We start from the raw sequence: 6000 nt of genomic DNA, 5'->3' as shown, positions 1-6000 counted from the left end.
TCGTCGCGGAGGGCACCGCCGCGCACGCGGATCGGCTCGGGTCGGCTCGGGTCGGCTCGGGTCAGCCCGCCTCGGGCCGGCTCAGGCGAGGACGGTGACCGTCGAGCCCGGGCTCATCCGGTCCGCGACGCGCCCGCCGACCTCGGCCGCCGCGGCGGCGTCCGCCGCGTCGACGTGCAGCGTGAACTGCACGCTGCCGTCGTCCTGACGGACCGCCTCCTCGACCTGCACGGCGTCCTCGCCCGCGACGGCGTCCTCGATCGACGCGACGTCGCCGGCCTCGGCGGTGGGCAGGGCGGTGCCGGACACGCGGAACGTGGGCATGTGATCCTCCGGTGGGACGCAGGTGTCGGACCGGACCAGGCTCACCCGGGACGGCCGGGCTCGCCCGCCGAGCGGTGCCCGCGTCTCACTCCCGCGTCGCGCGCAGCTCCTCGGACAGGCGCCGCAGCTGGCCCGTCAGCTCGGTGAGCGCGCGGCTGAAGGCGTCGGACGCGTCCGCGGCGGCGGCCTCGATGCGCTCGACGGAGGCGTCGATGCGGTCGGCGACGGCGTCGCGGGCGTCCTGCGCGGTGCCCTCGCGGACGTCGAACGCCTCGTCGACCGCGTCCTCCGCCTCGTCGAGGGCGGCCCGGGCCTCCTCGCGGATGCCCGCCTCCGCCTCCTCGAGCTGCTGGTCGAGGTCCTCGAAGCGCTCGTCGAGCTCGTCCTCGCGGACCTGGTCCTCGCCGAGGTCCTCGGGGACGACGGTCGAGGGCACGGTGTCGGGGTCGGGGGCCTCGTCGCCGGCGGTGCACCCGGTGAGCAGGAGCCCGCCCGCGGTGAGGGCGGTGACGGCGGTGATCGTGGAGCGGCGCATGCGGTCCTCCTGGGGTCGGCGTCGCCGTCCAGTCTGGGAGCCGGGCGACGGTCGCGCGCGCCGGGCGGTCCGCCGCGACCACCAGCGCCGACCTACGCCGACGCCGCCTCCGCGCCCCACCAGCCGGCCCAGCGGCGCCGCGCCTCGGCGAGGGTCGCGTCGTCCAGCCCGTACGTCGACAGCACCGCGGACACGCGCCCGTGCGGCGGGTGGTGCCCGGCCGGCTCGAGCATGAGGACGAGCAGCGACTCGGCGATGCCGTGCAGGTGGATCGCGACCTGGTGCTCGCTGCGGTGCACGAGCGTGCCGCCGACGCGCGAGCCGTCGGGACGGGTGACGTCGACGTGCGCGCCGACGGGCAGGCCCCGCACGCCGTGCAGGCCGGCGCGGTACAGCAGCGGGTCGCGGCGGTCGCCGGCGTCCAGGCCCAGCACCGACAGCGTCACGCGGTCCTCGCCGGGGTGCTGCTCGAGCGCGAACCGCAGCTGCTGCGCAAAGGCGACCCAGCCCTCGTCGATCTCGTCGTACACGCCGTCGTAGGCCGCGAGGCCGTCGTGGCTGCGCCGCGTGATCGTCAGGTGGGTGCGGCGCGGCTCGTCGTCGCGCGCCGTCACCGTGAGCACGTCGTGGTGCGGCCACGTGAGCGTGCGGCGCGTGACGCCGTCGGCGTGCTCGTGGTGCTCGCGGACCTCGGCTCCGAAGATCTGCCGGATCTCGTCGTCGAGGCCGTCGTAGTCCCAGCCGAACCAGCGGCGGACGAGCTGCGGGTCGCGCAGGTGCGCCCACACGGTGGCCACCGGGGCGGCGACGTCGAGGGACACGATCGGGCGGTCTTCCAGCGTCATCGCTGCTCACTTCCGTCGCGGGTCACGAGCCGGTGTGCTGCTCCGACGTTACCCACGCACCCGGCAGCGCGGCCAGGGCGGCGGCGTCCGCGCGCAGCGGCACCGCGGTGCCCGGGTCGCAGGACCAGCCGGCGGGCGCGAGCGCCGTCACACGGCCGGCGCCCGGCACGTCGACGACGACCTCGGTGCGGCCGCGGCGGGAGCGGAGCACGGCGACGGTGCCGGTGACGGTGCCGCCGTCGGGGGTGCCGCTCTCCGCGGCGACGCCGTCCGTACCGCCCGTCGTGACGACGAACGCACCCGCCGCGAGCGCGAGGGTCGTGCCGGCGACGGGCACGGGGTCGAGCGCCCCGACGAGCGCGCGCACCGCCGCGGGCGCCGCCGCGGGGTCGGCCGGCACGTCGACGAACGCCTCGTACCCGAGGAACTCCGCGACGCGGCGCGACGCCGGCCGCGACCACAGCTCCGCGGGCGCGGCGACCTGCAGCAGGCGCCCGGCGTCCATGACGGCGACGCGGTCGGCGACGGCGAAGGCCTCGTCGTGGTCGTGCGTGACGAAGAGCGCGGTGGTGCCGGTGGTGACGAGGACGTCGCGCAGGTCGAGCGCGAGGCGCTCGCGCAACGACCGGTCGAGCGCGGACAGCGGCTCGTCGAGCAGCAGCAGGCGCGGGCGCGGCGCGAGGGCGCGGGCCAGCGCGACGCGCTGCCGCTCGCCGCCCGAGAGCGTGGCGACGTCGCGGCGCTGCGTGCCGGGCAGGCCCACCAGGTCGAGGAGCTCCGCGACGCGCGCGGCCTGCGCGGCGCGGGGGGTCTCGGCCAGCCCGTACGCGACGTTGCGGGCGACGTCGAGGTGGCCGAACAGCTGGCCGTCCTGGAAGAGCAGGCCGAACCCGCGCCGGTGCACGGGCACGCCGGTGACGCCGACGCCGTCCCACGCGACGTCGCCGCCGGCGAGCGGCTCGAGCCCCGCCACGGCGCGCAGCAGCGACGACTTGCCGCACCCCGACGGGCCGAGCAGCGCCACCACCTCGCCGACGGGCACGTCGAGCGACACCCCGTCGACGGCGGCGCGCGCCGCACCCGGGTACCGCACGACGACGTCCCGCACGCCCAGCCCGTCGCTCACCAGCTGCTCCCCACGCCCGGCGTGCGCAGCCGCTCGCACACCGCCACGATCCCCGCGGTCAGCGCCGCGAGCAGCACGGACGCCGCCAGGGCCGTGCCGTAGTTGTCGACGCCCGGCCGGCCGAGCAGCCGGAAGATCACGACCGGCAGCGTCGGGCTCTCCGGCCGGGCGAGGAAGGACGTCGCGCCGAACTCGCCGAGCGACGCCGCGAACGCGAACCCGAGCGCGAGGCCCAGCGAGCGGACCGCCACGGCCAGGTCCACGGTCCGCAGGACGCGCCCCGGCGCGGCACCGAGCGTCGCCGCCGCCTCGCGCAGCCGCGGGTCGATCGCCCGCAGCACCGGCAGCACGGTGCGCACGACGAGCGGCACGGCGACCACCGCCTGCGCGACGGGCACGAGCACGCCGGACGTGCGCAGGTCCAGCGGCAGCCCGAACGGCCGGTCCAACGAGACGAGGAACCCGAAGCCCACGGTCACCGCCGACACGCCCAGGGGCAGCATGAACAGCGCGTCGAGCCCGGCCACGGCGCGCCGCCCGGCCGGCCGTCGCGGGCGCCGCGACACCACGAGCGCGACGAGCCCGCCGACGACGAGCGCGAGCACGGTCGCGTCGAGGGCGACCCGCAGCGACGTCACGGTGGCCTCGAGCGCGCTGACGCGCAGCACGTCCGCCGGCTGCGCGAGCCGCGCGTAGCTGTCCAGCCCCCAGCCGTCGGGCGTGCGCAGCGACCGGACGACGAGGTTGACGAGCGGCAGCGCCAGCAGGCCGACCGCGGTGACCGCCGTGACGGCGACCGCGACGGCGTCGAGCGGGTCCCGCATCCGCACGGGGTGCGCCGCGTCGACGGGCTCGGTGAGCGCGAGCGCGCGCTCGGTGCGGCGCCGCGCCCGGCCGGCGAGCACGAGCGCGCCGACCACGACGACGAGCTGGAGCACCGACAGCACGGCCGCCGCGCGCAGGTCGAGGAACTGCGTCGTCTGCACCCAGATCTCGGTCTCGACGGTGCCGAACTGCCGCCCGCCCAGCACGAGCACCGTGCCGAACGCCGTCGCGCAGAACAGGAACGTCAGCGACGCCGCCGACGCGATCGCCGGCGCGAGCGCGGGCAGCGTCACCGTGCGGAACGCGCGCCACGGCGACGCACCCAGCGACCGCGCGGCCTGCTCGGCGCGCGGGTCCAGCCGCTCCCACAGGCCGCCGACCGTGCGCACGACGACGGCGTAGTTGAAGAACACGAGCGCGAGGACGATCGCCGTCCGCGTGCCGTCCAGCCCGAGCCCGCCGAGCAGGCCGCCCTCGACGAGCAGCGACCGGAACGCGACGCCCACCACGACGGTCGGCAGCACGAACGGGACCGTGACGAACGCGCGCAGCGCGCCGCGCCCGCGGAACGTGCACCGGTGCAGCAGGTACGCGCCCGGCACGCCCAGCAGCACCGCGCCGAGCGTGCCGAGCGTCGCCTGCGTGAGCGTCTGCCCGACGATCCGCCACGTGCGCGGCCGGGACAGCACGTCGGCGAACCCGCCGAGGTCGAGCACGCCGTCCGCGACGAACCCGCGCCCCACGATCGCCGCGACCGGCCAGGCGAAGAACACGCCGAGGAACAGCAGCGGCGCCGCGACCGCGGCCGCCCACGCGAGGACGCGCCCGAGCGGCACCCCGCCGCCGCGGACCCCGGGGGGTGCGGCGGCGGGGCGGGCCCGCTCGAGCGTCGTCGTCATGGCCGGGTCGTCAGCCCACGACCGTGTCGGACCACTGCGTCAGCCACTCCTCGCGGTGCGCGTCGATGTCCGCGGCCGGGACCTCGAACGGCTCCTCGGCGAGCGGCGCCCACCGCGTCCACTCCTCCGGCAGCTCCACGGCCGAGCTCACCGGGTACACGTACATCGACGTCGGGATGTCGGCCTGCACCTCGTCGGAGAGCAGGAAGTCGATCAGCTGCGCCGCGCCCTCCGGGTTCTCGGCGCCCGCGAGCACGCCCGCGTACTCGACCTGGCGGAAGCACGTGTCGAGCAGCGCGCGGGTCGTCGGCTCCGTGCCGCCCTCGGGGACGGTGAACGGCGGGGACGACGCGTACGACAGGACGACCGGGCGCGGCCCGTCGCCGCCGCCGGCGGTGAAGTCGGTGTAGTAGGCCTCCTCCCAGCCGCTCGCGACCTTGAGCCCGTTGTCGCGCAGCCCCGCCCAGTACCCCGTCCAGCCGTCCTCGCCGTACGCGCCGACGGTGGCGAGCAGGAAGGCCAGGCCCGGCGACGACGTCACGGGGTCCGGCACGACGACCAGGTCCCGGTACGCCGGGTCGAGGAGGCTCTCGAGCGTCGTCGGCTCGGGGACGCCCTGCGCCGCGAACCACGTCGTGTCGACGTTGAGGCAGACGTCCGAGTAGTCCACCGCGATCAGCGCACCCTCGTCGTCGCCCTCGACGGCGTAGGCGGCGGCGTCCTCGGCGGCGGGTGCCGTCACGTCGGCCGGGACGACGACCCCCTCGTCGAGCGCGCGCGTCGCGAACGTGTTGTCGAGGCCGTAGACGACGTCGCCGAGCGGGGCGTCCTTGGTGAGCACGAGCTGGTTCGCGAGCGCGCCGGCGTCGGCCTGCTGCACCACCTCGACGGTCAGGCCCGACTCCTCCTCGAACTGCTCGAGCAGGCCCTCGGCGAGCGCGAACGACTCGTGCGTGACGAGCGTGACCGTGCCGGCGTCGGCGCTGCCGCTGGGGTCGCCGGACGCGTCGTCGGCGCCGCCGCCGACCGCCGAGCAGGCGCTCAGCGCGAGGGACGCGACGCCGGCGAGGGCGAGGGTGCGGGCACCGGTGCGGGTGCGGGGGGTCATGTGGTCGTGTCCTCCGTCGTCGTGCGGAGGGGTCCCACGCCGACGCACGCACCCGCGGGGACGCACGACCGGCGGGGAAAGAGCTAGCCCGACTCCCTACGCCGGTATCACCCGGATCAGGTTCGAGGGTCTGCGGTGGTCCGCACTCTCAGCGTCCAGCGCGTCCTCGCGGACGCCCGACGCTCCCCTGTCGTTCACCGCGATCCTAGACCCGTGCACCGACGTCGTCGGACACGCGTCCGACGCCCGGCCCCCGGGTCCGCAGCGGCGCCCGGCGCCCACCGGACTGCGGAGTGCCCCGCACCCCGTTAGCGTCGTGCCAGCACCGCAACACGGCG

6 protein-coding genes and 1 riboswitch are annotated in these 6000 nt (G+C 76.8%); all 6 genes read right to left on the bottom strand.

The features are described 5' to 3' along the window. Window positions 1-81: 81 nt before the first annotated feature. Window positions 82-324, bottom strand: coding sequence for a hypothetical protein (locus ACFUMH_RS02480; RefSeq protein ID WP_378199850.1), 243 nt, complete (start codon window positions 322-324; stop codon window positions 82-84). A gap of 85 nt (window positions 325-409) precedes the next feature. After that, entirely contained in the window at window positions 410-859 is a 450-nt protein-coding gene (locus tag ACFUMH_RS02475; RefSeq protein ID WP_378199847.1) for a hypothetical protein, read from the bottom strand. A gap of 92 nt (window positions 860-951) precedes the next feature. Then, window positions 952-1704, bottom strand: coding sequence for a hypothetical protein (locus ACFUMH_RS02470; protein WP_378199844.1), 753 nt, complete (start codon window positions 1702-1704; stop codon window positions 952-954). 22 nt (window positions 1705-1726) lie between these two features. Beyond that, a complete protein-coding gene (locus ACFUMH_RS02465) occupies window positions 1727-2830 on the bottom strand; it encodes an ABC transporter ATP-binding protein (RefSeq protein ID WP_378199842.1) in 1104 nt (367 codons plus the stop codon). Then, window positions 2827-4554, bottom strand: a complete 1728-nt coding sequence (locus tag ACFUMH_RS02460; RefSeq protein WP_378199839.1) for an ABC transporter permease — start codon at window positions 4552-4554, stop codon at window positions 2827-2829. Before ACFUMH_RS02460 ends, ACFUMH_RS02465 begins: the two co-directional genes overlap by 4 nt. A 10-nt stretch (window positions 4555-4564) precedes the next feature. Continuing rightward, window positions 4565-5662: a thiamine ABC transporter substrate binding subunit gene (locus ACFUMH_RS02455; protein ID WP_378199836.1), complete on the bottom strand. Its 1098-nt coding sequence runs from the start codon at window positions 5660-5662 to the stop codon at window positions 4565-4567. A gap of 76 nt (window positions 5663-5738) precedes the next feature. Then, window positions 5739-5861, bottom strand: a riboswitch (TPP riboswitch). Between the last annotated feature and the right edge of the window lie 139 nt (window positions 5862-6000).

It is taken from the genome of Cellulomonas sp. NPDC057328, from assembly GCF_042667215.1.
Taxonomy (GTDB): domain Bacteria; phylum Actinomycetota; class Actinomycetes; order Actinomycetales; family Cellulomonadaceae; genus Cellulomonas.
This window is presented reverse-complemented; position numbering and strand designations above follow the sequence as displayed.

What these genes read in the sequence shown, in the direction of transcription:
- ACFUMH_RS02475 (WP_378199847.1), bottom strand. Translation starts at nt 859, where the DNA reads ATGCGCCGCTCCACGATCACCGCCGTCACCGCCCTCACCGCGGGCGGG.
- ACFUMH_RS02460 (WP_378199839.1), bottom strand. Translation starts at nt 4,554, where the DNA reads ATGACGACGACGCTCGAGCGGGCCCGCCCCGCCGCCGCACCCCCCGGG.
- ACFUMH_RS02470 (WP_378199844.1), bottom strand. Translation starts at nt 1,704, where the DNA reads ATGACGCTGGAAGACCGCCCGATCGTGTCCCTCGACGTCGCCGCCCCG.
- ACFUMH_RS02455 (WP_378199836.1), bottom strand. Translation starts at nt 5,662, where the DNA reads ATGACCCCCCGCACCCGCACCGGTGCCCGCACCCTCGCCCTCGCCGGC.
- ACFUMH_RS02480 (WP_378199850.1), bottom strand. Translation starts at nt 324, where the DNA reads ATGCCCACGTTCCGCGTGTCCGGCACCGCCCTGCCCACCGCCGAGGCC.